The sequence below is a fragment of the Paenibacillus sp. FA6 genome, from assembly GCF_051550225.1.
GTDB lineage: Bacteria > Bacillota > Bacilli > Paenibacillales > Paenibacillaceae > Paenibacillus_AQ.
The window spans coordinates 5196142-5221151 of sequence record NZ_CP188820.1 but is presented as its reverse complement, the minus strand read 5'-3'; the positions used below and the strand labels follow the sequence as shown (position 1 = coordinate 5221151).

Below are 25010 nucleotides of genomic sequence, written 5' to 3'. Positions count from 1 at the left end.
GTTCCCCCTACATTTAAAACGGAGATAGTTAGCTAATATTGAAATAATAGATGTATACAAAATGAACTGGGTATATTGCGAAATCATCTATAATCTCTCCCGATTCTATGATATCTAGATATTTTTACCTATGTATATATTATCATGGGAGACCCATTTATGATACTATAAGTCTTTGTCCTCAACTGAGTATCGCCATACACCCACTGATAGAAAACACTTATAATATAACTTTTATTGGAAAGTCCACTCACCCAATACTGGAGGTAGAATATGACGCAAGTCTATGGTGTAAAGTTAATGAATGGTATCGATCCGTTACAGATGCAGACTCTTATGGCTACCCTTCCGATGGAGAAACAAGACCGAATACATAGATTTATTCATAGAGACGATGCTGTAAGAACATTAACAGCCGATATTCTCTCCAGGCTTAGGATCTGCAATAAACTTAACATCAAGAATAGTGATATACAGTTCATTCACAATAAGAATGGGAAACCACTTCTACATGGAAATGACGGACTACATTTCAACAACTCTCACTCTGGCCAGTGGGTCTTATGCGCCTTATCGGACTCACCCGTTGGGATAGATGTAGAGCTTATTAGTGACATCGACTTCGACATAGCTGAACATTGCTTCTCTGAACAGGAATGCCACGATCTGTACGCACATAGGGAGGATAATAGGCAAGACTATTTCTTCGACCTTTGGACGCTTAAGGAAAGCTATATCAAGGCAGTAGGTATAGGTCTATCCCTTCCCCTCTCTTCATTTACGATTAGGAAAGATGATCATCACATCCTCATAGATACGCAACATGCATTTAATAATTGTTACTTTAAACAATACTCTATCGACCCCGCATATAAAGTATCCGTATGCTCACAGCAAGATACCTTTCAAGAGAAGGTTGTGCAGATTACCTTTACTGAGATGTTTCATCAATTTATGGACTGTTTGTAAGAAGGAATAGAGTATCAAGTCTTTCTTGTAACGAATCTATATCGACTAGATCATCACTAGAACACCGACACAGATCATCAGTAGGCCAATACCACGACCAGGACCCGTACCTATTAAGAGCACACTCAACAAAATATCATCTATGATCTCCTCGTACCCGACGGGGTCACACCCATATACCTCTTGTACAGTTTGGTAAAATAGTTCGGATTCTCACACCCTACCTTGGATGCGATCTCAGTTATTGAATCATTACTCTCAAGGAGCAACCGCTTAGCCTCATTCATTCTACAGATATTCACATATTCAATAAAGGTTCGCCCCGTTAAACGTTTGAATAGTTTGCAGAAATAGTAAGGATTAAGGCTAACCTGCTTAGCTGCCTGTTCGATCGTCATTTTCTCAGAAAAATTAGATTCCAATCGTTGGATCAGCAACTTAAATCGTTCATGGTTTGGGAAATAACCCTCTACAGGTTTGTCATCCAACTGAAGTGGCATGAAAGTACGTGATAATAGTGTAAATAGCGCATACAGTTTCGACTTGACCACGAGCTGATATGCAGGTGACTTCACTCTAAGCTCCGCTATGACCTCATCTAATAAAGGGTAATAGTTAGCACATGTTTCATCATGCTCGACTGGTTTGACGGGAAATCGCTGCCGCCCCTCCAAATAGGGGGAAACATACTGTATATGCACCGGATCACGCATCCAATCATTGAACAGTGAAGCATTCAAGACAACACTGTCATAATTCACATCTCCACCCTCTAATGCATATCCAACATGCAGACTACCACCCGGAATAATGACGACATCTCCTGCTACAGCCGTATAGGGTCGGCTATCGATATGGAAAAGAGCCCTCCCTTTACGCATGACGATAATTTCGAAATGCTCATGCCAGTGCAAATGAAGAATGCAATCATCCTTTTTCACATGTTGAATATTTTGGAAGAGTTGAAATGGATATATTGAATGTTCGAGTCGAGTATTTTCCCAAAGTTCCATAGGATAGGTCATATTCTTCTTCACCACCACAATATTAGACTAGTATTGCACAAGATTGAGTAGAGTAATTACTAAATCTCCTGGCTATAATGGAGATGATATCAATACTATAAGACAATATTGGAGTGATATACAAGGATGAACAATAAATTACGCATTGGGACACTAGTTAATGGCGGAAACGCAGTTCAGGTTATTCCACAAATCGTATCGCATGGATTCGAATCCTTCAACCCGACCTTTTGGCAAACGACAGGGGATACAGATGTTGCAGATATGGCGAAGCGTTTACGTGCGCTTGCGGACGAGCATGATTTTGTAATATCAGCAGTTAGTGTATTTGGAAATCCGTTAACAGGCGAAGGAGATAATGCTGATACGCTTGCAAGTTGGGAACGTCTCATTGATCATGCACATTTATTCGGAACGAACATTGTATCCGGGTTCACAGGTCGTCTAACTGGACAATCGATTGACGAATCTATTCCTAAATTCAAGGAAGTATTCGGAGAGTTGACACGCAGAGCAGCGGATAAAGGTGTTCGTATTGCTTTTGAGAACTGCGATATGGGCGGAACCTGGGCAACTGGTGATTGGAATATTGCACATAACCCCGCAGCTTGGGAGTTGATGTTCAATGCCGTTCCTGAAGATAATATTGGACTAGAGTGGGAGCCTTGTCATCAAATGGTGAGCTTAATCGATCCCATTCCACAGCTGCGCAAATGGGCCAACAAGGTGTTCCACGTACATGGCAAAGATGCAACGATTGCATGGGATGTTGTCAAAGAGCACGGTGTGCATGGAAAGGAACCGTTCGTTTGGCATCGGACACCTGGCTTTGGCGATACCAATTGGTCGGATATTATTACGATTCTAAGACAGAATGGCTATCAAGGAACGATTGATATCGAAGGCTTCCATGATCCAGTCTATAGGGATGAATTGGAAATGACCGGACAAGTTCATGGCTTGAATTATTTGAAACACTGCCGTGGTGGAGACTTTGTTCCAAATCCAGTATATAAGCCGTAAATACATGTTCAATAGAATATCGAGTGAAACTTATATTTTCTAATATTTTAAAAAAACGCACAGGATGCCGAGATACCCTCGACATCCTGTGCGTTAATAGAGTCACGTTATTATTTGATTAAATCAACAGCTTCTTGCGACACCCACGTTTTACCGTCAATTAATAATGTAAGCGTATTGAGGGTTATCGTCTTTCCATCGATTAATGCGATGTTTTTATCAATCGGTAGTTTCAATATTTGATTCCCTTTTTTCACAACGATAACTGGATTCTCTTTATTCGCATAATCAACTTTGACCGTTGCACTTTTAGCGATAAAGGCAGCTCCTGATACATATAATGTTTTTTCTAAGGTTTCCATATCAATTTTCAAAACATGTTGTATATATTTCCCTATATCCGAATTCATAATAACTCCGCTTCCCATAAAATCGGTAGGTTTGAAGTTCTTCGGGTGATAAGCGAATATACCGACATCATCGGCTGTGTGGTCTTCTGTCGAAAAGGAAACGCCAATTCTCTTGCCGATCATATGTCCGATCACAGGAGAAAGGTTATCCTTCAGGCCTTTTTTGACGGCTGCCACTTCTTCTTTGGTTAGATCCGTAAGTCCATACTCTTCTTTCAGAACTTTCTTCAGGTTGGATTCGTTAATTGTACCCTCTATGCCATAGCTAGTATGTTTAGCGCCTTTTAAAGCCGATCTCAGGTCGTTCATTGTATCATAATTCGTCATATTCAGGCCGCCCGTGGCATGATCTGAGGTGGATACGACAGCTGTATTACCATCTTTCTCCGCAAACTCGACTGCCACTTTGAAAGCTTTATCAAAAGCTAGAATTTCGCTTATCATGCCAATCGGGTCATTGTCATGACCAAACCAGTCAATTTGGCTCGCTTCCACCATCATGAAGAACCCATTCTCATTAGTGGATAGTTTGTCGATCGCTACTTTTGTCATTTCAGCTAGGCTTGGCTGTTCCTTTGGTTTAAGGTCAAAATCAGCGTCTAACGCTTCCGGTTGAAAAAGACCCCATATTTTATTCGTTTTTGAGTTTAATAGATCTTTTTTGTTAGTCACATATTCATAACCGTTAGACTTTAGAACTTTCGTAAGATCTTCGCCATCTTTTCTGTTATTCTCTTCCTTACCAGGCACAAGGTAGTCTGATCCCCCGCCTAGTAATACGTCGACCCCATCATATACCATTTGTTCGGCAATAGACCCCGCGAATTCCCGGCTGGTCGCATGACTAGCAAAGACAGCAGGTGTAGCATCTGTAAGCTCAGATGTAAATACCAATCCCGTTCCTTTTCCCGCGAGTCTAGCCGCTTCAATTATCGTTGGAAGGGGTTTATTCGCCTCGTTCGGTTTCGTTGGTTCGATGAAAGGCATGGTGACCTTATCAGGAAGGATCGACACCGTTTCACTCTTAATTTTATGTCCTGTGGCAAAGGCCGTGGCACCCGCAGCGGAATCGGTAGTTAAAGAATCTGTAGAGTAGGTTCTTGATAATCCGCTGAAGTACTTATCCATAAAGAGCGGCTCGCCACCCTGATACCATCTAGCCATATTAACAGCGTTCAGACTCATTCCGTCCGTAACAAATAGAATAACATTCTTCACAGCATTATCCTCGGTACTCGCACTACTACCGTAAGAAACACTGCCACCAGCAAAAACGCTACATAAAAGCATAAAACTAGAGATACCGCAAAATAGCTTTCTTTTCATACCCATTCCCCCTCTACCCTAATTGTTGTGTGGGTTAGGCGATTCGCCATGTTAGACCATCACAGATAGAGTATATCGTAGCATGTTAAAAATTTACTTTACTTATACGGTACAAAATAAGCTTTCTCTACATATCTTGCTATTAAATTATTATAGGGTAGCATCCCAAGCTGTATAAGAGGTTGTATTTGCTGACGATGATTTCAAAATGCTCATGCCAGTACAAATGAAGAATGCAATCATCCCTTTTCACCACCACAAGATTAGACTAGTATTGCACAAGATTGAATAGAGTAATTACTTAATCTCCTGGCTATAATGGAGATGCTATGAATAACATAAGGCAACATTGGACTAGAGTGGAGACTTTGTTCCAAATCCAGTATAAGCGTTCAATAAGTGATTTGGGACAGCCTTTAATAAGTGGCACAACAAGAAGGCGAGGTTGATGACTGTGACAATAAAGCATCGGGTGATCTTAGCCGGTTGCGGCGGGATGGCCAATACATGGGTAGACTATGCGAAGGGTAGAGCAGATACGGAGATTGTTGGATTAGTTGATATTAAGGAACAGTTCGCAGTGGCGATGGCGGAACGTAAGGAGCTAACTTGCCCGACATTTACAGATCTTAAACAAGCTATTACGGAGACTGGAGCAAATATGGTCTTTGATGTTACGATTCCGTCTAGTCATTATACGGTAAGTAAGTCTGCGCTTGAACTTGGATGCCATGTCTTTGCCGAGAAACCGTTAGCAGAGTCTATGAGCGATTGTGTGGATATCGTTCGCGTGTCGAAGTTGGTCGGTAAGACGCATGCCGTCATGCAGAATCGCCGCTTCGATCCGCGCATCCGTGCATACCGTAATCTTATCAATGAGGGAACTATTGGAAGACTAGGCTTCATGGGGGCAGACTTTTTTATTGGCGCACATTTCGGCGGCTTTCGTGATGCTATGGAAAGTCCGTTGCTACTCGATATGGCGATTCATACATTCGATCAAGCACGTTTCATTGGTGGCGTAAATCCGGTATCCGTCTACTGCCATGAATTCAATCCCCCCGGTTCTTGGTATGCAGGTCATGCAATGGCTATCTGCATCTTTGAGATGTCTGATGGCTCTGTATTTAACTACCGTGGCTCGTGGTGCGCTGAAGGCGTGCCTACATCATGGGAAGCATCCTGGCGAGTCACGGGTGAGCATGGTACAGCAATCTGGGATGGTCTTGGAGAGCCTTATGCGGAGGTCGTTGCTGCTGGCGATCAGTCTAGTAATTTCATTCGTAATTACGAGCGAGTGGAGGGCAAGCTTGTTGACATGAAGCACACGTTCCACCAAGGCTGTCTGGACGAGATGTTCGCCTCGCTTGAAGAGGGCCGTAAACCAGAAACAGACTGCAGCGACAATATATACAGCATGGCAATGGTCCTTGCTGCTCTTGAAAGTGCGAAGAGCGGTCGCAAAGTGCTGATCGCTGACTTTATGGATGTTCCACCACTTTCCTAAAAATAACTAAAAAGTCTACAACGGCTTATGCAAGTGAAACTTATACTTTATTATATTTCAATAAGAGGTACCGTTACAGCTAGCCATGGCTGCCTGCAACGGTACCTCTTATTTAGTAACTTCAGATTAGTCATTAGGATTGATATCCAAGATACCACTCCCCGGCTGCCATCAGTATTTCGTCTGTTCTCTCGTTGCAGCCATGCCCTTCATCAGAGTACTCTGTAAGATGTTTCTCCATCGGGAATCTATTATACAACTCGTATATACTCTCATCCTTCACTATGGTGTCCGATTGACCATGAACCAAGAGAATCGGGCTGGCATGATCGAAGTTCTCTAGCCTTGGTAATAGACTATCCCCTGGACCGTTGGCTATATACGACAATCGTTCTTTGAAATAGTCTGGTATTATTTTCACATCCACATGAATGACAGGGCTTACCGATACGGTACTGCACACCTTTGGATGATTACTTCCTTGAATGGCCCAAGTCCCACCTGAGCTTGATCCAAATAAATAGAGCGGGAGCCCCAAATATTGTGTTGCCGTAAAGTCGATCACTTCGTTCACAAAGAGGTCCCATCTTTGATGTGTTGCTATATATTGGTCCATCACATAGGTCTCTCCCTGTCCCGGTCCATCAAAGCTTACCGTGATGAAACCCATTCTTGAGAAATTAGCTTCATAGGTGATAGATTCTTCCTTTGAGGACTCAAGGGGATTAAGGATAATGACACATCCCTTTGGCTGTCGGGGAATACGTATCCTTCCGTAACAGGCGTTGCCATCTACTTGGATCACTGCGTTAACAATCTCATCTTCGGTAAGTATATCTGCTTCTCGGTGCATATCTTTGCAGCTTTGATACCATGCCCGCTTCTCGTCCCCTGTCTCAGGGAACATCCACTGAATGAGATTATAGTGCATTCCTGCAAGTCGGTAGAAATGCTCTGCTTCACCGAATAAATCTTGATTACACAGACTAACTGCACGTTGCTCGTAAACATCGGCATGCTTTTGCAAAATTCGAATCCAATCTTGCAGACTATTTAACCTTTGACGCAACTCGTTCACCGTTTCTTGGGGAACGCCATTGGCAATCCATCTATTCCAGAATCCCTGAAACAGGAAACTCGTCATCATTGTTTTTTCTATGGTACTGTTACCTATACCCAAGGTATATACCTCCTAACTTAAGATCAATACTGAACTATCCGTTTCGGGCACGTGTCACTTCCATTATTTTCGTCGTTATCAGATGCAGAGGAACGATGTGGTCTACACATCCAAGCTCAACTGCCGATTTCGGCATTCCGTAGACGATGCAACTTTCTTTGGATTCCGCAATGGTTGATTGTGCTCCTGCTTGTTTAGCAGACAGCATTCCTCGTGCTCCATCGCTTCCCATTCCGGTCATAAGAATAAAGTGTCGCTTGAGGGTCTTTAATTGAGATATAGAATCAAACAATACATCAGCCGCTGGACGGTGACCATTCACCTGTGGCTCCTGATGTAGCCTGATAACGAATCCTTTATTCGTCTTAACAGCGATCATATGATAATCACCAGGAGCAATATATACCGTTCCACCCAATATGGGTTGATTATCTTCCGCCTCAACCACCCGCACACCGGATAAGCGATTTAATCGATCTGCCAATGATTTCGTGAACTTAGGCGGCATATGCTGAACCACCAGCATGGGATAGGGGAAATCTGCTGGCAGGGCTGTAATAACAGTCTCTAGCGCCTTTGGACCTCCCGTTGAAGTTCCTAAGGCTATAACCTGATCAAAGTTCTTTATCACTCTGGGCGGAGCGCTCTCTTTTCTCTCTACATTTATCTTAGTTACTATTATATTGTTAATAATTAGATTTCTCAAAGGTATTTGTGCAGCTTGCTTGATTTTTAATATCAACTCTTCCTTCACCTTGAATAAATCGAAGGAATTCGAACCAGAGGGTTTCGAGATGAAATCCACAGCTCCGTTCTGTAACGCTGTTATCGTTGCAGATGCCCCCTCCTGTGTAAGCGAACTAAGCATCAGTATGGGTGTTGGGCGCTGTTCCATGATCTTCGTCAAAGCTACCAAACCGTTCATTTCCGGCATTTCAATATCCAATGTCACGACATCGGGCTTGAGTTCCTTCACCATTGTAACAGCTTCTAATCCATTCCGTGCGGTTCCAATCACTTCTAGTGTAGGATCCTCTGTAATCAGACGTGATATCAGCCTACGCATAAACACCGAATCGTCTACTACTAGTACCTTTATCATGTCCATCGTATCATCCCCCCCTAGCCTTGATTCATTATACCCGATACATCAAGAATTAAAGCTACTTTTCCATTGCCTAGTATCGTAGAGCCCGCGATACCATTCACTTTGCCAACATAAGCTCCCAACGACTTAATGACAATCTCCTGATTCCCGATGAGCTCATCTACAGCTAGCGCCAATCTCTTCTCCGCAGATCCGACGATGACCAACTGAATATGGTCTTTCTTCTGTTCCTTTCTAGGCAAGTTGAAATGGTCATGTAGCCAGACGATCGGGATGATCTGGTTACGTAACAGGATCACTTGCTGTCCCCGAACGGTTTGCATATCGTTATGCGATATTCTTACAATCTCAGAGATGTTACTCATGGGGATGATGAAAGTTTGTTCATTCAATTTTACAAGTAAACCAATGATAATTGCTAGCGTTAATGGAAGTTTGATCTTGAACCGCGTTCCTTGTCCCAGTTCTGTCTCAATATCAATCAGTCCATTCAGCTTCTCAATATGGCTTCTGACGATATCCATTCCCACGCCACGCCCGGATACATCGCTTACTTTGCTAGCTGTGGAGAATCCTGGTCGGAAAATTAAATGAATAGCTTCTCTATCGCTTAGTAGTTCCGCCTCTTCAGACGTAATGATCCCCTTGCTCAGGGCAGAATTCCTCATTTTCTCAGGATCAATGCCTGCTCCATCATCTTCTACATAGATAACTACCTGATTATCTTCATGCGCCGCTCTTATGTGAAGTGTTCCCTTACGGTCTTTGCCAGTTCGCTCCCTTTGCTCAGGTAATTCGATTCCATGATCAACCGCATTACGAATTAAATGAATGAGTGGGTCAGCAATTTCTTCAATTAGCGTTCGATCCAATTCTGTATCTTTACCCTCGATAACAAGTTCAATATCTTTACCCAAATCACGAGTTAGATCGCGAATCATTCGTGGAAAACGGTTAAATAGCTGCTCAATCGGAAGCATTCTTGCCTGCATAACGCTTTCCTGTAAATCACCTATGATACGAGAAAGATGATCGGATATTTGACTAAGTTCTTCCAATGAATCATTTGTGAACTGGTTTCTTTGCGTGCGTTCTACTTGATCAATTCGAGTATGGTCAATCACAAGCTCTCCGACGAGATTCATGAGATGATCCAAACGTTCCACACTTACACGAATAGTCTGCGCTTTAGATTTGTCCTTGTGCGCTTGATCATCATTTACGCTTGTCGCTGGCATCTCAATCACCTGATCAACGGATACTGATGTTTCGTTTGTAACGGGTTCCACCCTAACACTTGTAACGTCTGTTAGCTCTGCTACAAAATGCTGTATCTCCAGACTGCTATAACTTCCAGCATAGAGCAATTGGATTTCAAGGGGGATGTGCTCTTGTTCTTCAATCCCATGAATATCCGGTGTGGAGTAGAGAACATCACCTGATTTACATAAATTAGAGTGGATTACATAGAACCGTGCTCCCCTAATGTCACACTCGGGGGAGATTTGTACATGAACCCAATATACTTTAAGCCCATCATCCTCGGCCTCTTTTATTTTCAACATCGTATCCAAGCTCAATGCGGGGTTAGACAAGCCATCTAATGGCAGATGTATCTCTTCTTTAGTCGACTTTGCAAAAGCTTGAAGATCCAGAACACATCGTGATATATCTGTTACCGACTTATCATCACGCATAATATCTTTCTGCAACTCTTTTAGACAGTCTATCGATTGAAAAAGAAGATCGATAAGCGACCCCGTAACTCTACGCACCTTACTTCTTACTTGGTCTAACAAGTGTTCCATTTCATGGGTTAATTGCTTCATTTCCTCATAACCCATAGCCGCTGATGACCCTTTTAATGTATGAGCGGCACGAAACAGGCTTTGAACAACTTGCTCGCTTTCTCCATCTTGCTCTAGTTGTAGTATTACCTCGTCCATCAGCTGCAGCTGTTCCTCAAGCTCCTCTAGAAAGACCTCTTTATATTCAGATAACATCGGTCATTCACTCCTGTTCGTGAAGCAAGATTTCATTCAGCTTTAATATGGCAACTAGACCGATGTTCGTTACACCAATCCCTACGAAATAAGTTCCATCAATACTACCAATGCGCTCAGGTGGTGCTTGGATATCAGAGAACGTCGTGACTTTATTTACACGGTCTACAATAATTCCTACCGTGTCCTCTTGATGATGAACGACAATAATGCGGGTTGTTCTCGAATATTCCTTGTCTACAAGCCCGAAGAATTTCCGAAGACTAATAACAGGTACGATCTTGCCCCTAAGATTAATGACCCCCTCGACATAGGATGTGACGCTGGGTATCTGTGTAATGTCCTGAATCTTGATAATTTCATGAATATCTTGAATATGAATAGCATATTGTTCTTCCTCAATAACAAATTCAATATATTGTTCTTGTCCCATGATCTGCATAATTTCTCCGAAATCCCCCTGCTTTATTTGATTTTGAAAATAGAAACGGATTCATTCAGGCCTTCTGCAAGTAGAGCCAAAGAGTGCGAAGTTGCCGCCGTCTCCTCAGCAGCCGCCGCTGCCTCGTGGCTCGTGGATGAGATCTTCTCAATGGAATGCATCACTTCGCCCGCTTGTGCAGCTTGTTGTTCGCTCGCAGCGGCAATCTCGTTAACTTTATGTTCCGTGTTACTGATCATTGTAATAATTTCCTCAAAGGCCTGTCCTGTCTCCTTGGACTGAGTCACGCCATAGGATACGGCCAATACGCTCTGTTTGGTATTCGCTTGCATGCCCTTTATGATAGAAGTGATCTGCGTTGTAGCCTTCCCGCTTCGTTCGGCCAACTTCCGTACCTCATCAGCGACAACTGCAAAACCTCTTCCCTGATCCCCGGCACGTGCAGCTTCAATCGCAGCGTTCAAGGCCAGCAGATTGGTCTGTTCTGAGATATCGTTAATCACTTCAATAATCTCTCCAATTTTGACAGAGTCCTCTTCCAAGTTTTCCATTTGAGTATTAACCTGTATCATGCTTTCAATGGAATACTTCACAATGTCTCCACCACCTTGGGCGATTAACGTGGTTTGTCCCGCAAGCTTAGCTGCTTCCTCTACGCTCTCTGCGACAGAACTGATCGCTATGGTAAGCTCGCTGAATTGTTCGTGCATGATCTGAGATGCCTCCGCTTGCACGGTACTTCCATTCGCAACCTCTTCTGTTGTTGCCGAGATTTGTTCAGATGCTGCTGCGACATTCTGGGAAGTGCTTAATACGCCCCCAATTAAATCTCGCAACTTATAGATCATATGGTTAACAGATATAGATAATTGCCCTAATTCATCTTGGGAGTGAATGGCGATTTCTTCCGTTAAATCTCCGTTGGCAATTCTAGCTGTAGAACTCATTAATATTTGAAGAGGATTGTTGATGGAACGAATAATCAAGTAGATCAGTATAGCTCCGAATACAAAGGCGATGGATATCACAATCAGCGTTGTATATAGAATGCCACGAGTAGCACTTACGATTTCCGACTTCTCAATACCGCCCACTATCTTCCACCCAGTCAACTCATTCGTTGCAAATACAGCCATCTTCTCCTTACCATCAAATTCATACTCTATCTCACCTGTTTCTGACTCGTAAAATTGCGGTATGAAAGATGCGGTCGCCTCCGTACCTGGAGCAATCGTCGGATGAACGAGATAATTCTGCTCTTTATCCAAAATCGTTACAAAACCTGCATCACCAATCTGTATCGTTTGGATGGATTCAGCTAAATACTTGAGATTAATATTACTTCCCATGACACCCGCCCCATCAGTTGTCACCTTTGAGGGAACGACGACGACGTCATCGGTTGCAGCAGAAATAGAAGGTTTGTTAATGACCACTTCACCTTTATTCGCCATCGCTTCGGTATACCATGCTCTCGTCCTTGGATCATACCCCTCTTCCATCTGTTGCTTAGGTGACCGAATCATGAGTCCATCCTCAGTTCCAAGGTAGACCGAGATAAATCCCGGGTGAAGGTTCATATATTGATCTAGTACCACTTGAATTTGCGGGCTCTCAGGTCCTTCGATCATTGCGGAATGAATACGATTAGAGAGATATTCCTTATCTGCAATGGCGGATGACATGAGTTCTGTAATTTGGATGTCCGAGAACTTAACGGCTTGCTCTGCATTCGAAATAATCTGATGGGTGACCGAAGCCGCCGCTTTCTGATAAGAGAACCATCCGATCAATACAGAAGGCAAGAGTAGAATAGCTATAAAAGCAAGAATCAACCGAGTCTTAATTGTAAAATCTAATTTTTTTCTGAACATGCTGAATTCTCCCCTTCAATCATTATTTGAGTTTAAAGATGGATACTAGACCATTCAATTCTTCCGCTAACTGTGCTAAGGAATGAGCTGTCGTTGCCGTTTCCTCACTACTTGCCGCCACTTCTTCGGTGGCAGCAGATATGCTCTCAATAGAGAACATGACTTCTGAGGATTGCGCTGCCTGCTGCTCGCTCGCTGCGGCTATTTCTGACACTTTATAAGCAGTTTCGTTGACCATCGATAGGATATGCTCAAACGCTTCACCCGTTTTCTGTGAGGAAGCAACTCCTTCTTCTACCGCTTTTACGCTCTGCTGCGTATTCTGTTGCATCCCTTTGATGATCTTCGTAATTTGCTTGGTCGCCTCACTGCTCCGCTCGGCCAATTTCCTTACTTCATCGGCTACAACCGCAAATCCTCGACCCTGGTCTCCAGCACGAGCTGCCTCAATGGCTGCGTTAAGTGCAAGTAGATTCGTCTGATCCGCAATATCATCAATAACTTCAATAATCTCACCAATTTTGTTCGAATCTCCCTCAAGTCGAGACATTTGTTCATTCACATTGGTCATCCCATCAATAGAGAGTTGGACCACCTTGCCCCCATCTTGTGCGATATTCATCGTTTTGTCGGAAAGATCAGACGCTTGTTCAGCACCTTGAGCAACGGAGTTGATAGCTAATGATAGCTCCCCGAATAACTCGTTCACCGTCTGAGCTGCACTAGCTTGACTCATACTCCCACTAGCAATCTCCTCTGTACTAGCTGAAATCTCTTGAGAAGCCGCAGAGACTGTTTCCGCAGAGGCTAGAATTCCACCTACCGTTTGTCTCAAGTTCAGAATCATCTGATTTACTGAGTTAGACAGCATACCAATCTCATCTTTAGTATCCAGATCCGAAGTTTCGCTTAAGTCTCCGTCCGCTACTTTACCTAGCAATAGCACCACACGCTTTAACGGCTTGCCTATCACTTGGGAGATCAGATAACCTAGACTAATGCTAATAATAAGTGCAAGAGCAATAACCACTAACGTAATAGAACGCGAAGTCGTATATAGTTTATTAGCGCTGTCACTTGCCTCTTTCGCTTGCTCTAAGTTGATCTCTATCAATTCCTTCAGTATTACGCCCATTTCGTCAACTGCTGCATTTACATCACTTGTGAGTAAATACGTTGTATATTCCTCTCCACTTATGTCGGTATCGTTCAATGTAATTGTGTCATTGATGCTGACCGTATAACGTTCCCATACAGTCGTTAACTTACCCAAGATAGCTACCTCTTCTGCTCTCAAATCTGTACTTCCATACTTTTCAATTGTAGCTGCGATGGCTGTAATATTACTTTCAATTTCATCCTTAAACTTTGTTCTTTCCGCCTTCGTCTTAGCCATCGTGTTAATATCTCGAATACTAATTCTGTTTAGTTGAAGTAATTCATTCACTGCACTAAGATCAGAAATCGGAGTTAATCGATTATCATACATATCACTAATAGATTCATCCATTTTACCTAAATTACTTATTCCATATAATCCAACTGCACCCAATATAATGGAAACAATAACAAACGCAGATACCAACTTTACCGTTGTCTTTAAATTATAAAACCACTTCATGTTTCAACACTCCATTTTCTATTATTATAGTATTTAGACTCCCAGTATTTTACTTATGGATGTGAGGATTCGCTCCCCGTGGAAAGGCTTAATGATGAATTCCAGAGCACCGGCCTCAATCGCCTGTATAACCATCCCCTGTTGCCCCATAGCAGAGCACATAATGATTTTAGCTTTCGGATCAGCTTCTATAATATGTTTGACGGCTTCTATGCCTTCCATCACCGGCATTGTAATATCCATCGTTATTAAGTCAGGCTTTAAACTCTTATATTTCTCGATGGCTACCTTGCCGTTCTCAGCTTCACCCACTACGGTATGCCCGCCTTTTACAAGAATATCCTTCAACATCATCCGCATAAAATTAGCATCGTCTACAATTAGTATGTTACTCAGGTTGAACTCCTCCTTGATTTTGTAGAAGCAGTATAATATGACGGCTCCCCCTGTATCTTCTTTGCTTATATCATTATTTAAATATGATTCTTTAGAACTAGGTCTATCATACCCCGTGGTCAACCGTTGGTAACCGAAAAAGGTTGGCGTGACCCCGCAATGTTCGTTGCGCTACCTCGCAAAAAGGTGCTTATTAAGCTCTATCACACATTGCGTGATCATCCATCACAACAAGAAATCCCCCCTCACAACGATGTGAGGGGGGATCCATATATAACTATCTTCTGATAAACATACTACTGATTAAAGTCCGCATCCACCAAAATACCTACCTGTTTAGCCTTTATTGCAGCTTCCATTCTTGATTTAACCTTTAGCTTTTGGAATAGATGGGTCAAGCCATATTCTAACGATCGCTGGCTCATCAGTACGATCTCAGCGATCTCCTTGTTACTTTTTCCCTTAGCAATCTCTTTCAGTATTTCGTATTCCTTGTCGCTAATGGTAGAAGTCTCTTGCTCTTCACTCGCCGCTGCCGATTCATTGAGCGTTGTTCTTCTCAATTGTTTAACTAAGGATAGTGGTAGAATAACCTCTCCCCTTAAAGCACAACGAATTGATGTGACGAGCTGTTCCCTATTCGTAGTCTTCAGGATGAACCCGAATATTCCAGTTTCGACCATTCTATTGAAATAATTATTAAATTCATAACCCGTATAAATTAATATGATGGCAGCCGAATTCATTCTTAATACTTGCTTGGCCAGATCAATTCCGTTGGCGTCGGCTATATGAAGATCGAATAACATTACATCGAATGATCGAGACTCGACCATTTCCAGAACTTCCTCAGCAGAATTAGCCAGGTGGACTATCATATCTCCTTCCAACTCGAGGATCATCTTAGTTCCTTCCATCACCGCTGGATGGTCGTCAACTAACAGAATATCAATCATGATGTCTACACCTCTATCGATTTAATATTTCGAACTTATGACCACGCTACTATGCGGGTATCGATATAAAGATAGCTAGCCCATTGTTCTCGGACGAGAGAAATTGTATCGTTCCATCCATACTGCGAACCCGCTCCCTCATTCCATATATACCCATACTCCCTATACGTGAAACTTCTGCATCTATAAGGTTCATGCCGACCCCATTATCTCTATATTCCAATCGAATGCGTTCGCCTTCGCTAGCTAGTAGGATGTGAACTTCCGTTGCATAGGAATGTTTCGAGGCATTCGCTAAGAGCTCCTGTACAATCCGATATAGCCCTACAAGCACATCGTCACTTAACGTATGATTGAAATACTCTGCATCGAACTTAATACGATAGTTGGTACGTAATTGCGTGAATTCGAACAACGTCTCAAGCGAGGCTATAAGTCCATCCCTGATTAGCATAGGAGGTCTTAGTTCATTACACGTAATACGTATTTGATAAATAACATCCAATAGACCCTCCGTGATTTGCCCAAGTTGCTCCCGAAGTTCTCCCGTAATAGACCTATCCGCTAAGAGTAGATCCAGTTTACGATACCAGATAATCTGCTCTTGAAGAGCAGAATCATGTAAATCCTGGGCAAGACTCTTTCTCTCATTCTCGGACAAATTGAACAAGAACCGCAGCAGCCATGTTGGGGCGACCTGCCCGGAGGCAGCCTGTTCAAGTTCCTTGGTTAAATCCTCGATTAAGAGGAAGTTATCAAATAGAACACTGACATATCGAGTGATGGTTTCAAGCCATACTCTATTAGATGCAATCTTTAATGTTATCGGCTTTTCATCAATACAAAGTAAGTAACTCTTTCCCCTGTTCTCATCTAACTTAAGCGTGTAACCTTTGTCCGTTTCAATAATTTGGCATAGTTCATCTTCGTTATGTTCTACATCCATTAGACTTACATTTGACACTTGCAGTATCTCTCGCACTTCTTGTAGCAATCGCTGTTCGATCTGACTGGTTTTCATAACACCGAAGAGATCGCGGGAGAACTGGTCCAAGCTCGTCTGTAAATGGAAGTACCGTTCCTCACTTTCACGGATAATTTTCTCTGCAAGCTTTCTATTCCTTTCCGCCCTTTTACGTTCCCTTATATCACGAAACACAGATATCCCTGCATTTTGTCCTTTGTATGAAATTGTACTAGCTATCACTTCAACATCAATCTCTTCACCATTCGGACGTAATATTCTCTGTTCAACAGGAGTAGAGGTCGTATGTTGCTTATAGATTGTTCCTAGCCGCGCTTTCACCGAGACTGCATAACTGGGATCGATCGTTTCGAAAATAGACCTCCCAATCAATTCACTCTGACTTGACACTCCGAACAATTTAAGAGCGGATAAATTTGCAAAAATAAATTTATAATCACTATGGAGGACGATCGCTTCAGGTGATAATTCAATAAGCCGCCCATTTAACTCCTGACTCTCCAGCAACGCTTGCGCTACTTGTTTCTTCTCCGTAATATCTTCAACCATCAACTGTATAGATGAAGATCGGGAATCATATATGGATAGTATGGATACATCAATCACATGGCTATCCGAACGAACGAGTTGATATTCAGCAGGGAGAGAGTAGCCGTTCAATAGTGTATTATCCAGCGCCTCTCTAGCCTCCCCATGGTAGTCCGGATGAATCCAATCCATGAGCGTCGTTTCAAGAGTATCTCCTGTGAACTCTACACCTAGCATCTGGGCTCCAGCTGGATTGATATAGGTGATCCTCTCTTCCTTATATACAGCGATTGCTATCGGTGAGAGCTCCACCAATCTGCGATAGCGTTCTTCACTTTCTTGAAGAGCTCTTTCCATCTTTAGCCTTTCCGTAACATCTTCAATTAAGATGAGAGCTGTCTCTGTAATATCGTCATATATTCCGATCGTCTTCGTTTCAATGATCTGGCCGTCCAATCGAACGATCTTAAACCCCCCAGATCCCACGTATTCCTCACCAACTAAGTTCCGCAACCCTTTCCTGGATCGATCCCTATAGTCTGCATGAATGAAATTGGTTATTGGCTTGCCAATTAATTCATCAGACTCGGTTGCTCCTAGCAGGTTCAATGCCGCTGGGTTCATATACAGCATTGTACCTAAGCGATGCGAAATCATCGGTTGAGGTGATAACTCAATCAATCTCCGATAACGCTCCTCACTTTCTCGAAGTTCGTTCTCAACTTTCACTCTTTTCGTAATATCCCTCGACACGAGCACGATGTTCTCTACTGCTCCCTCATCACTGAATACCAAGGTACCCAGAGATTCAAGGTGTATGATTGACCCATTAGAGTGGATAAAGCGACTTCGTAACAATTTACTCTTTTTCGTGTGGAACATATCCTCAATTTCATCCCGTATATATTCTTGATCATCCGGATGAATGTATTCCAATATCGTGGTGCCCTGAATTAATCCTACCGGAATACCTAATATTCTCTCACAAGAAGGTGAAGCCACAATAAAGTTACCATTGGAATCTAGAACCCCCATCATATCCTTCATATTATCCGTTATTAGCCGGTACTCCGCTTCACGATCAGCCAGTTTTCTCTCGACTTCCCTATTCACCGTAACATCTTTAGCAATCGTAAAAGCACCCATGATTCGATTATTCACATACACTGGAACGTTCTTCATATCCCAGTAAGCGATTCCTCCATCCTTATGGCGAGAGGTCATTGTATAACGAGGAGAGTCTCCCCCTATCGTCTTCTCGAAATAATATGTCATCAGCTCCGTATACTCAGCGCCAAAAATATTCATGATAGACAGACCCTCTTTAGCAATACTCAATCGTTCTCCTGTAATGTTCTCTGCAGCCGGATTGATGGCTAGAACATTGCCAAGTAAATCTAATTCGCAAATAGCATCCGAGTTATATGCAAATAAAGATTTATAACGTTGCTCATTTCTATGTAACTCTTCTTCCATAACCATTCTTGCGGTTATATCCAGGACAACCGCATCTATCTGATTAACTTCGTTATCTTTGTTCAGAGCAGGAATACCAATACTTTGAACCCATTTGAGTTCATCTGTTCCAGTAAGAATACGATATTCTACGCTACAGGCCTGACCAGAATATAACTTGTCCATATGTTCGTTAAATATAGGAATATCATCCGAATAGACCATCTCTCGCAGAAGATTAGGGCTGTGATATATTTCTTCGCTCGCAGAGCTAACCCCTCCCTTGAAACCGCTCGATAGGCTCAGCTTATTTGTTATCAAATTCATAGACCAACTGGTTATGTCTCTGTTTCCGGGTGAATTCATACCTGCGGCCACCTTCCTCTTAATCCTTTTTTTTCAGCTAATTTGGGTAAATTGTACCATAAGGTGAATACGCCATCACTACAATTTATATATAGAAGAAAAGATTTCCCTTGAAAATATTTTCAGAAAACTAAATAATAAGAAACATGACTTGTTTCACAAATTTACACGATAATAAGATGATGCTTCATTACATCTAGCAGAAAGGTTGAAATCTACACCATGAATTTGACTCAAAGTGTCAACAAGAAACAAACGATCAAAGAACCATTTCCCATCTCTATACTATCTCTTACGGTAGGTGCCTTTGCGATTGGAATGACTGAATTTGTTATTATGGGTCTTCTGCCCAATGTCGCCGAGGATCTACATGTCAGCATTCCAACTGCAGGACAACTCATTACAATGTACGCCCTCGGGGTAGCGATCGGTGCTCCCATACTAACGATCCTTACCCAACGCATCCCACAAAAGAAGCTGCTTTGTCTGCTTATGATTCTATTCATACTCGGTAACGGCATTTCCGTATTTGCTCCTACCTATGAGATTCTGATGGGTGCTCGTATTATTACTGCATTAACTCATGGTACTTTTTTTGGGGTCGGAGCCGTCATCGCATCCAATCTTGTACCACAGAATAGACGTGCTGCGGCCGTGTCCATTATGATGGCTGGCTTAACCATTGCGAATATTATTGGTGTTCCCCTAGGTACATTTATCGGGCAACGCATGGGATGGCGAGCTTCATTTGCTATGATTGCCATCATCGGAGTTGTAGCATTGATCGGCATACTTATCTTCATTCCGCGAATCCGACAGGATCAACCTGCCAGTCTAGCACAGCAGATCTCCTCCTTGATCCAACCTAAGCTACTTCTATATCTACTGATCGGAGCTTTAGGTAACGCCGGCTTATTTGCTGTGTTCACATATATTGCCCCATTACTTGTTCAAGTCAGCGGTTTCGCCGAGCATAGTGTAACTTGGATTCTAGTCCTCTTCGGCTGCGGTGTGACGATCGGTAATATCGTTGGCGGGAGGCTTGCGGATTGGAAACTGACGCCTTCCTTACTGGGACTTTATTTCGCCATATGTATAATCCTTACCATCTTTACCTTTACGGTTCATCATCCAATAGCTGCTGTATTGACCATCTTCCTGTGGGGTGTCGCTTCCTTCGCAGTGATGCCGGGGCTACAGGTACGAATTATGAGTTTAGCACAGACCGCCCCAGCACTTGCATCTACCTCCAGTCATTCAGCTGGTAATCTGGGTAATGCAGGTGGAGCTTTTATCGGTGGATGGGTCATTACACATCTAGGCATTACATCCCTCCCTTGGGTCGGTGCACTGCTTGTTGGGATGGGTCTAATCATCGCGATAGCTTGTTATATCTCGGAACGTAAACACGCTGCTGCATAATCCTTTAGATATACCCTTCATCTGAAGATAGTACGATTGCGCTAGACAACAGAAACGACATATAGTCGGTGAAGTTCCTATCGAGTGAATGGGATCACATTATGCTTAAGTCTATCGATATGCAAAAAGCCTGAAGAACTTCACCGGATTGGTGAGGCCTTCAGGCTTTTTTTAAATATAAGAACGTATAAGTAAAACTAGTCTTATTTATTGCGTTTTGTTAAGTAGTCCAATAATGAGCGTTACCGCCTCGGCTCTCGTCGCCACTTGTTGTGGAGCGAACTTGTTCTGTCCGACACCGCTAACGAGTCCCGCATCGACTGCTGCAACGATATACGGAATGGCCCATGCTGGAATGTCTTTCGTATCTGCAAATGATAACTTTGAGTTGGGATTGATCTTTATTCCACTTGCTCGAACAATCATCGCAACCATCTCTGCACGATTTAGCTTATTATCTGGACCGAATGTTCCATCCTCATACCCGCTAATAATTCCTGATTCTACCGCTTGCGCTACGAATGATTGCGCCCATGAAGGTATCTTATCTGAGTCTTTGAATCCTTTGTTCTTGTCGGTATCGGGCAGTTTCAGCGCGCGAGCTAGCATCGTAATAAACTCAGCACGATTAATGGATTTATCCGGGCGGAATTGATCATCCCCATAACCCTTCACAAAACCTGCTGCTACCGCATTCTCAATAGCTGATGTAGCCCAATGACCCGCTATATCCTTCAACACAACCTGAGGTTCACTTCCCCCACCTGTACCCGCACCTGGATTTGTTACTGGCTTTGTACTTGGATTTGGTGTTGTACTTGGATTTGGTGTTGAACCTGGGTTAGATCCTGGATTCGATCCTGAGCCCGTTTCCGGTGTTGGGTCTGGTGTTGGACTTGGGTTCGTTGTTGACTTCTTCACCATGCCGAACTGATCGACAATAAATGGCTCTGCGTTGTTGATGTTCTGGTCGATCTCATACGTTACAGCTGTCAGTTTATCCCCATCGATCGTAATGCCGACGAAATTCTGAACTTGACCACGCACAGGACGTTTGCTATCACTTGGATCTGCGCCATATTTAGCTGCATGGTTCTCTTCTGCAAGCTCGAAAAGGTTATAATATGCTTCGCCAAGCTCACTTTTTACATTCTTATAATATACCTTCGGACCTGCCGTGGCAGGAATCAAATAGATTGACCCGTCAGGATTAACAGTATACTCTATCTTTTGCCCATTCAGTGTTTCCACGATCTTCTCTGGCTCCGATGCCGTTCCATCTTTCTTGATCGGCTTCGTACGTGCATAGATATGGTCATGACCTTGTACGACAAAGTCGATTCCCAACTCCGCCATTAACGGGGCAATTTTGTTCCTTACACCGTTCTCCCCCATAATATCTTTATCTGTTGCGTGATTCGAGGTCGTGTAAGGTCCTTTGTGAACATTGACTATAATCCACTTTGCCCCTGCAGCTTTAGCTGCTTGCACATCTTTCTTCAACCATTCAACCTGATCCACAGAAAAGTTCGCATACTCTGTTGAATTCTCATTGGAGTTCAATACGATAAAATGAGCGTTACTGTAATCGTACGAATAATAAGCGCCCGTTACAGTAGCTGAGTTCTCAGCCTGTAAAATGTTGAAATGCTCGAAGAATGCATTGTTCTTATCTTCATGATTACCTGCAGATGGTGCAATAGTCGTATTTAGTAGGCTCTCCTGAGAGTGACCTAAGAGCCAATTCCATTGCTCTTCTTTGGTACCCGTATCTACAATATCGCCATTATGAACGACAAATTGTGCATTTGGCACCGTCACTAGCGCCTTAGCTAGCGTCTCAGATGAAAGCTTGGCCTCATCCTCATCCTTCGCTTGCGTATCCGCTAAGTCAATAAAGGTAAACGCACCGTTCTCGGGTGCAGTGCGGAACGTCCCTGTATCACTCCAGATGTCTAGGGCTGCGTCACCGACACGGAAATAGTAAGACGTATTCGCCTTCAGACCCGTCGCTTCAACCTTGTGAACGAGCTCATTCGGAGAGTTCGACGACACGTCCGAGCGACCTACGAAGGAACTAGCATTCATAAAGTCAGGTGTAACATCCGACTTCTCTACCACCTGTAAATCACTATTACTTGAAGCAAGTGGTGTATACCATGTGAAGCCCTTTGAGCTCATTGAATCGCCATTGAACGTTACCGTCACTTTGCTCACTTCCACACTAGGTACTGCTAGATTAGCAATAAGTTTCATATCGAAATAGAGATCTGAGCTACCATTACTTTGTTGATGAACCTCAACTGCAATGACATTATCACCATCATGAAGATGGGATTTCAATAGTGTCGTAAGATCAACATCTTCATAAATAACAGGGGCACTTTTATTCGATTCAGCTTTCGTCGTATACGTAATTTCGCCCTTTGGCATTCCAAAACGTTGGACTTCGATTCCATTCACATAGATAACTGCACCATCATCTATTGCGAAGGTACCTAGTATCTGAGCGTACTCATCTATTTTACTTTTATCTACATTTAGATTTGTACGGAAATATGTAGTGGGATACTTTGCCGCATCGACTCCGCCATACTCCACAACCGTGGTCAAGGGACCAAACTGAGAAGTGCTTACTCCCGATCCGTCATCCTTGTAACCGAACGGTGCTTTTCCAAAGTCCCATGCACTGTCATCATAAGTGGCCCGCCATACTGTCTCTTGGTCCAAACCTTTATCGTAGAATTTCCACTCCGAATTTCCTGGCAATAGAATAATCGGCTCATCGGCCGATGCTGCGGATACCGAGGATGGGATCGCTGTACCAAACAGGCCAAGCAATAATGCCATTGATAATAGAAGGGATAATGTCCTTTTGTAAACTATGTTCATGATAATCTCCTTTATACATAAGTTTGGTCGTCTAACTTTATTAGATAGACCCATCTTAACAAAGGAATGTTATCGTTCTATTTTCTCTGTGTAAGGATTATGTAAAGTTTTAGGACGAAGTAAGACGATAAGAATCTCTACGTATCAATTTAAAGACAGCATATCCAATTATTCCACCGCAGGTGTTTAAAATGAGGTCATCCACATCGAATGTTCCAATATACAACACGAGTTGTGTAACTTCGAAACATAAACTTAAAAGTAGAGATAACACGAACACGCCTATAAATGACGCACCCTTTTGTCTGAAAATCATAGGTATGAAAATTCCAAACGGAATAAATGCGATGATATTCCCTACCACATTAATCATTGAAAGGATGGTCATACTCTGAATCCCTCTTGAGATTTCCTTAAACGGAGTGTAGTTCCCATGTCGATTGAAGATCATGTCGGGGTTCTGTAACGTTCGCTGAAGTTGATAGAACAGCGACGATATGCTTACAGGGCCCATCTTAAATAAAATCAGCTTGATTAATAGATACAGATATACGACAAATGCTAGCGTTAGTACGACTTTCATCATTAATTTCATAGGTTTCAAATTGATATCCTCGCCTCGTTGTTATTCAAATATGTATTTCACTCGTATACAGTTACAATGACGCCATCTATGTTATTTCCTGATGCCTCATAGTGACGATTCGCAGGGATTTCAATGGATGTATTTCGAGAAACAGAATGATAAGAAACATCATATTCCTTACCCTCAATAATCATCGAGATACTCCCTCGTTCTTTCAAGAAATCTAAATATTGTTCCAACGTATCATTATTCTTCTGCATAATGGCACTGTGAGGCAGGCCAACATAGCGAAAGTGCCACGGCTCATATTGAATACCTGTAATAGCGGTTTTGTCCTTGGGATAACGTAAAATAAAGCCGTACTTCCAAGCATTCTCTTGCAACCATTTCCCCTCAGGTGCTTTACTCATCTCCATTTGCGTAGATCCGATATCAAGCGATAATCCTAAATTGTGTTCACTATAGCCCGCAGGCAAGGCATAATCAGAGCCCATTTCTTGATAAATCCTATTTTGCTTGTCAAAGTCTCGATAACCACTATTAATCAAAAAATGATTAACCCCATCCTTTTCAGCAGCCTCTACCATCTTCAGAAACTTTTGTGTCACACGCTTTGACAGTTCAATATTTGAATCGAGCAATCCATAACCCTGTACCAAATCCTTTTGCCCAAATAAACTTACGATATCCGATTTCACACTGTCTTCGCGAACAGGATACTCCTTGTTAACCAACAATAAATCCCCTTGATACACCTGGTCTTGTGTAACGTCTATCGTAAGGGTACTTTGAAGAGTACCTCCCTGAATTTCATGATCTTCATTAGAAACCTCATCGGTCTTTTGAGTGTCTGATGCTATATTTATAGCTTTGATTCCTAGTAACAATATAATAATCACCAAAAAGACCCACTTCTTCATCCACAGTTTCCTCCTT

18 protein-coding genes are annotated in these 25010 nt (G+C 42.7%); 4 read left to right on the top strand and 14 right to left on the bottom strand.

From position 1 onward, the window contains the following. The first annotated feature begins 273 nt into the window (after positions 1 to 273). The gene (locus tag ACP8HI_RS23605) at positions 274 to 969 is read left to right on the top strand and encodes a 4'-phosphopantetheinyl transferase family protein (RefSeq protein ID WP_438348551.1); all 696 of its coding nucleotides are present in this window, start codon (positions 274 to 276) and stop codon (positions 967 to 969) included. 140 nt (positions 970 to 1109) lie between these two features. Here ACP8HI_RS23605 and ACP8HI_RS23600 read toward each other — a convergent pair whose 3' ends face one another. Beyond that, positions 1110 to 1982 (bottom strand): AraC family transcriptional regulator, encoded by an 873-nt coding sequence (locus ACP8HI_RS23600; protein ID WP_438348550.1) that lies wholly within the window; start codon positions 1980 to 1982, stop codon positions 1110 to 1112. 138 nt (positions 1983 to 2120) lie between these two features. On the opposite strand from ACP8HI_RS23600, the gene ACP8HI_RS23595 reads away from it, so the two are divergent. Then, complete coding sequence (locus tag ACP8HI_RS23595; RefSeq protein ID WP_438348549.1) at positions 2121 to 3017, top strand: sugar phosphate isomerase/epimerase family protein; 897 nt, start codon at positions 2121 to 2123, stop codon at positions 3015 to 3017. A 110-nt stretch (positions 3018 to 3127) separates the two neighbouring features. On the opposite strand, the gene ACP8HI_RS23590 is transcribed toward ACP8HI_RS23595, so the two are convergent. Next, positions 3128 to 4753 (bottom strand): alkaline phosphatase, encoded by a 1626-nt coding sequence (locus tag ACP8HI_RS23590; RefSeq protein ID WP_438348548.1) that lies wholly within the window; start codon positions 4751 to 4753, stop codon positions 3128 to 3130. Positions 4754 to 5201: 448 nt separating this feature from the next. Between ACP8HI_RS23590 and ACP8HI_RS23585 the strand changes: the two genes are divergently transcribed. Continuing rightward, positions 5202 to 6260, top strand: coding sequence for a Gfo/Idh/MocA family protein (locus ACP8HI_RS23585; RefSeq protein ID WP_438348547.1), 1059 nt, complete (start codon positions 5202 to 5204; stop codon positions 6258 to 6260). A gap of 133 nt (positions 6261 to 6393) precedes the next feature. Here ACP8HI_RS23585 and ACP8HI_RS23580 read toward each other — a convergent pair whose 3' ends face one another. The 9 genes from ACP8HI_RS23580 to ACP8HI_RS23540 all read right to left on the bottom strand — a co-directional run bounded on the left by ACP8HI_RS23580 (position 6394) and on the right by ACP8HI_RS23540 (position 19135). Beyond that, the gene (locus tag ACP8HI_RS23580) at positions 6394 to 7440 is read right to left on the bottom strand and encodes an alpha/beta hydrolase (RefSeq protein WP_438348546.1); all 1047 of its coding nucleotides are present in this window, start codon (positions 7438 to 7440) and stop codon (positions 6394 to 6396) included. A gap of 34 nt (positions 7441 to 7474) precedes the next feature. Next, positions 7475 to 8548: a protein-glutamate methylesterase/protein-glutamine glutaminase gene (locus ACP8HI_RS23575; protein WP_438348545.1), complete on the bottom strand. Its 1074-nt coding sequence runs from the start codon at positions 8546 to 8548 to the stop codon at positions 7475 to 7477. Between the two features lie 14 nt (positions 8549 to 8562). Continuing rightward, on the bottom strand, positions 8563 to 10551 hold the full coding sequence (locus ACP8HI_RS23570) for a chemotaxis protein CheA (protein WP_438348544.1): 1989 nt from the start codon (positions 10549 to 10551) through the stop codon (positions 8563 to 8565). Positions 10552 to 10558: 7 nt separating this feature from the next. Then, the gene (locus ACP8HI_RS23565; protein WP_438348543.1) at positions 10559 to 10984 is read right to left on the bottom strand and encodes a chemotaxis protein CheW; all 426 of its coding nucleotides are present in this window, start codon (positions 10982 to 10984) and stop codon (positions 10559 to 10561) included. A gap of 32 nt (positions 10985 to 11016) precedes the next feature. Further along, the gene (locus tag ACP8HI_RS23560; protein ID WP_438348542.1) at positions 11017 to 12867 is read right to left on the bottom strand and encodes a methyl-accepting chemotaxis protein; all 1851 of its coding nucleotides are present in this window, start codon (positions 12865 to 12867) and stop codon (positions 11017 to 11019) included. 22 nt (positions 12868 to 12889) lie between these two features. Next, a complete protein-coding gene (locus tag ACP8HI_RS23555) occupies positions 12890 to 14488 on the bottom strand; it encodes a methyl-accepting chemotaxis protein (protein WP_438348541.1) in 1599 nt (532 codons plus the stop codon). 33 nt (positions 14489 to 14521) lie between these two features. Beyond that, on the bottom strand, positions 14522 to 14884 hold the full coding sequence (locus ACP8HI_RS23550; RefSeq protein WP_438351962.1) for a response regulator: 363 nt from the start codon (positions 14882 to 14884) through the stop codon (positions 14522 to 14524). A 296-nt stretch (positions 14885 to 15180) separates the two neighbouring features. Beyond that, positions 15181 to 15840 carry a response regulator gene (locus ACP8HI_RS23545; protein ID WP_438348540.1) on the bottom strand — a complete coding sequence of 220 codons (660 nt, stop codon included), beginning with the start codon at positions 15838 to 15840 and terminating at the stop codon, positions 15181 to 15183. Positions 15841 to 15889: 49 nt separating this feature from the next. Then, positions 15890 to 19135, bottom strand: a complete 3246-nt coding sequence (locus ACP8HI_RS23540; RefSeq protein WP_438348539.1) for a PAS domain S-box protein — start codon at positions 19133 to 19135, stop codon at positions 15890 to 15892. Between the two features lie 261 nt (positions 19136 to 19396). Between ACP8HI_RS23540 and ACP8HI_RS23535 the strand changes: the two genes are divergently transcribed. Next, positions 19397 to 20596: an MFS transporter gene (locus tag ACP8HI_RS23535; RefSeq protein WP_438348538.1), complete on the top strand. Its 1200-nt coding sequence runs from the start codon at positions 19397 to 19399 to the stop codon at positions 20594 to 20596. A gap of 207 nt (positions 20597 to 20803) precedes the next feature. Here the strand turns inward: ACP8HI_RS23535 and ACP8HI_RS23530 are convergent, their stop codons facing one another. From ACP8HI_RS23530 to vanY, 3 genes are all read right to left on the bottom strand, one after another. Beyond that, the gene (locus ACP8HI_RS23530; protein WP_438348537.1) at positions 20804 to 23488 is read right to left on the bottom strand and encodes an S-layer homology domain-containing protein; all 2685 of its coding nucleotides are present in this window, start codon (positions 23486 to 23488) and stop codon (positions 20804 to 20806) included. Between the two features lie 109 nt (positions 23489 to 23597). Beyond that, on the bottom strand, positions 23598 to 24074 hold the full coding sequence (locus ACP8HI_RS23525; RefSeq protein WP_438348536.1) for a VanZ family protein: 477 nt from the start codon (positions 24072 to 24074) through the stop codon (positions 23598 to 23600). Between the two features lie 56 nt (positions 24075 to 24130). Next, a complete protein-coding gene (vanY, locus tag ACP8HI_RS23520; RefSeq protein WP_438348535.1) occupies positions 24131 to 24994 on the bottom strand; it encodes a VanY-A/VanY-F/VanY-M family D-Ala-D-Ala carboxypeptidase in 864 nt (287 codons plus the stop codon). Positions 24995 to 25010: the final 16 nt, after the last annotated feature.

Bases quoted from the DNA above. Each gene is read 5' to 3' on its own strand.
- ACP8HI_RS23605 (WP_438348551.1), top strand. From the start codon at position 274: ATGACGCAAGTCTATGGTGTAAAGTTAATGAATGGTATCGATCCGTTA.
- ACP8HI_RS23600 (WP_438348550.1), bottom strand. From the start codon at position 1,982: ATGGAACTTTGGGAAAATACTCGACTCGAACATTCAATATATCCATTT.
- ACP8HI_RS23595 (WP_438348549.1), top strand. From the start codon at position 2,121: ATGAACAATAAATTACGCATTGGGACACTAGTTAATGGCGGAAACGCA.
- ACP8HI_RS23590 (WP_438348548.1), bottom strand. From the start codon at position 4,753: ATGAAAAGAAAGCTATTTTGCGGTATCTCTAGTTTTATGCTTTTATGT.
- ACP8HI_RS23585 (WP_438348547.1), top strand. From the start codon at position 5,202: ATGACTGTGACAATAAAGCATCGGGTGATCTTAGCCGGTTGCGGCGGG.
- ACP8HI_RS23575 (WP_438348545.1), bottom strand. From the start codon at position 8,548: ATGGACATGATAAAGGTACTAGTAGTAGACGATTCGGTGTTTATGCGT.
- ACP8HI_RS23570 (WP_438348544.1), bottom strand. From the start codon at position 10,551: ATGTTATCTGAATATAAAGAGGTCTTTCTAGAGGAGCTTGAGGAACAG.
- ACP8HI_RS23565 (WP_438348543.1), bottom strand. From the start codon at position 10,984: ATGGGACAAGAACAATATATTGAATTTGTTATTGAGGAAGAACAATAT.
- ACP8HI_RS23560 (WP_438348542.1), bottom strand. From the start codon at position 12,867: ATGTTCAGAAAAAAATTAGATTTTACAATTAAGACTCGGTTGATTCTT.
- ACP8HI_RS23555 (WP_438348541.1), bottom strand. From the start codon at position 14,488: ATGAAGTGGTTTTATAATTTAAAGACAACGGTAAAGTTGGTATCTGCG.
- ACP8HI_RS23545 (WP_438348540.1), bottom strand. From the start codon at position 15,840: ATGATTGATATTCTGTTAGTTGACGACCATCCAGCGGTGATGGAAGGA.
- ACP8HI_RS23540 (WP_438348539.1), bottom strand. From the start codon at position 19,135: ATGAATTTGATAACAAATAAGCTGAGCCTATCGAGCGGTTTCAAGGGA.
- ACP8HI_RS23535 (WP_438348538.1), top strand. From the start codon at position 19,397: ATGAATTTGACTCAAAGTGTCAACAAGAAACAAACGATCAAAGAACCA.
- ACP8HI_RS23530 (WP_438348537.1), bottom strand. From the start codon at position 23,488: ATGAACATAGTTTACAAAAGGACATTATCCCTTCTATTATCAATGGCA.
- ACP8HI_RS23525 (WP_438348536.1), bottom strand. From the start codon at position 24,074: ATGATGAAAGTCGTACTAACGCTAGCATTTGTCGTATATCTGTATCTA.
- vanY (WP_438348535.1), bottom strand. From the start codon at position 24,994: ATGAAGAAGTGGGTCTTTTTGGTGATTATTATATTGTTACTAGGAATC.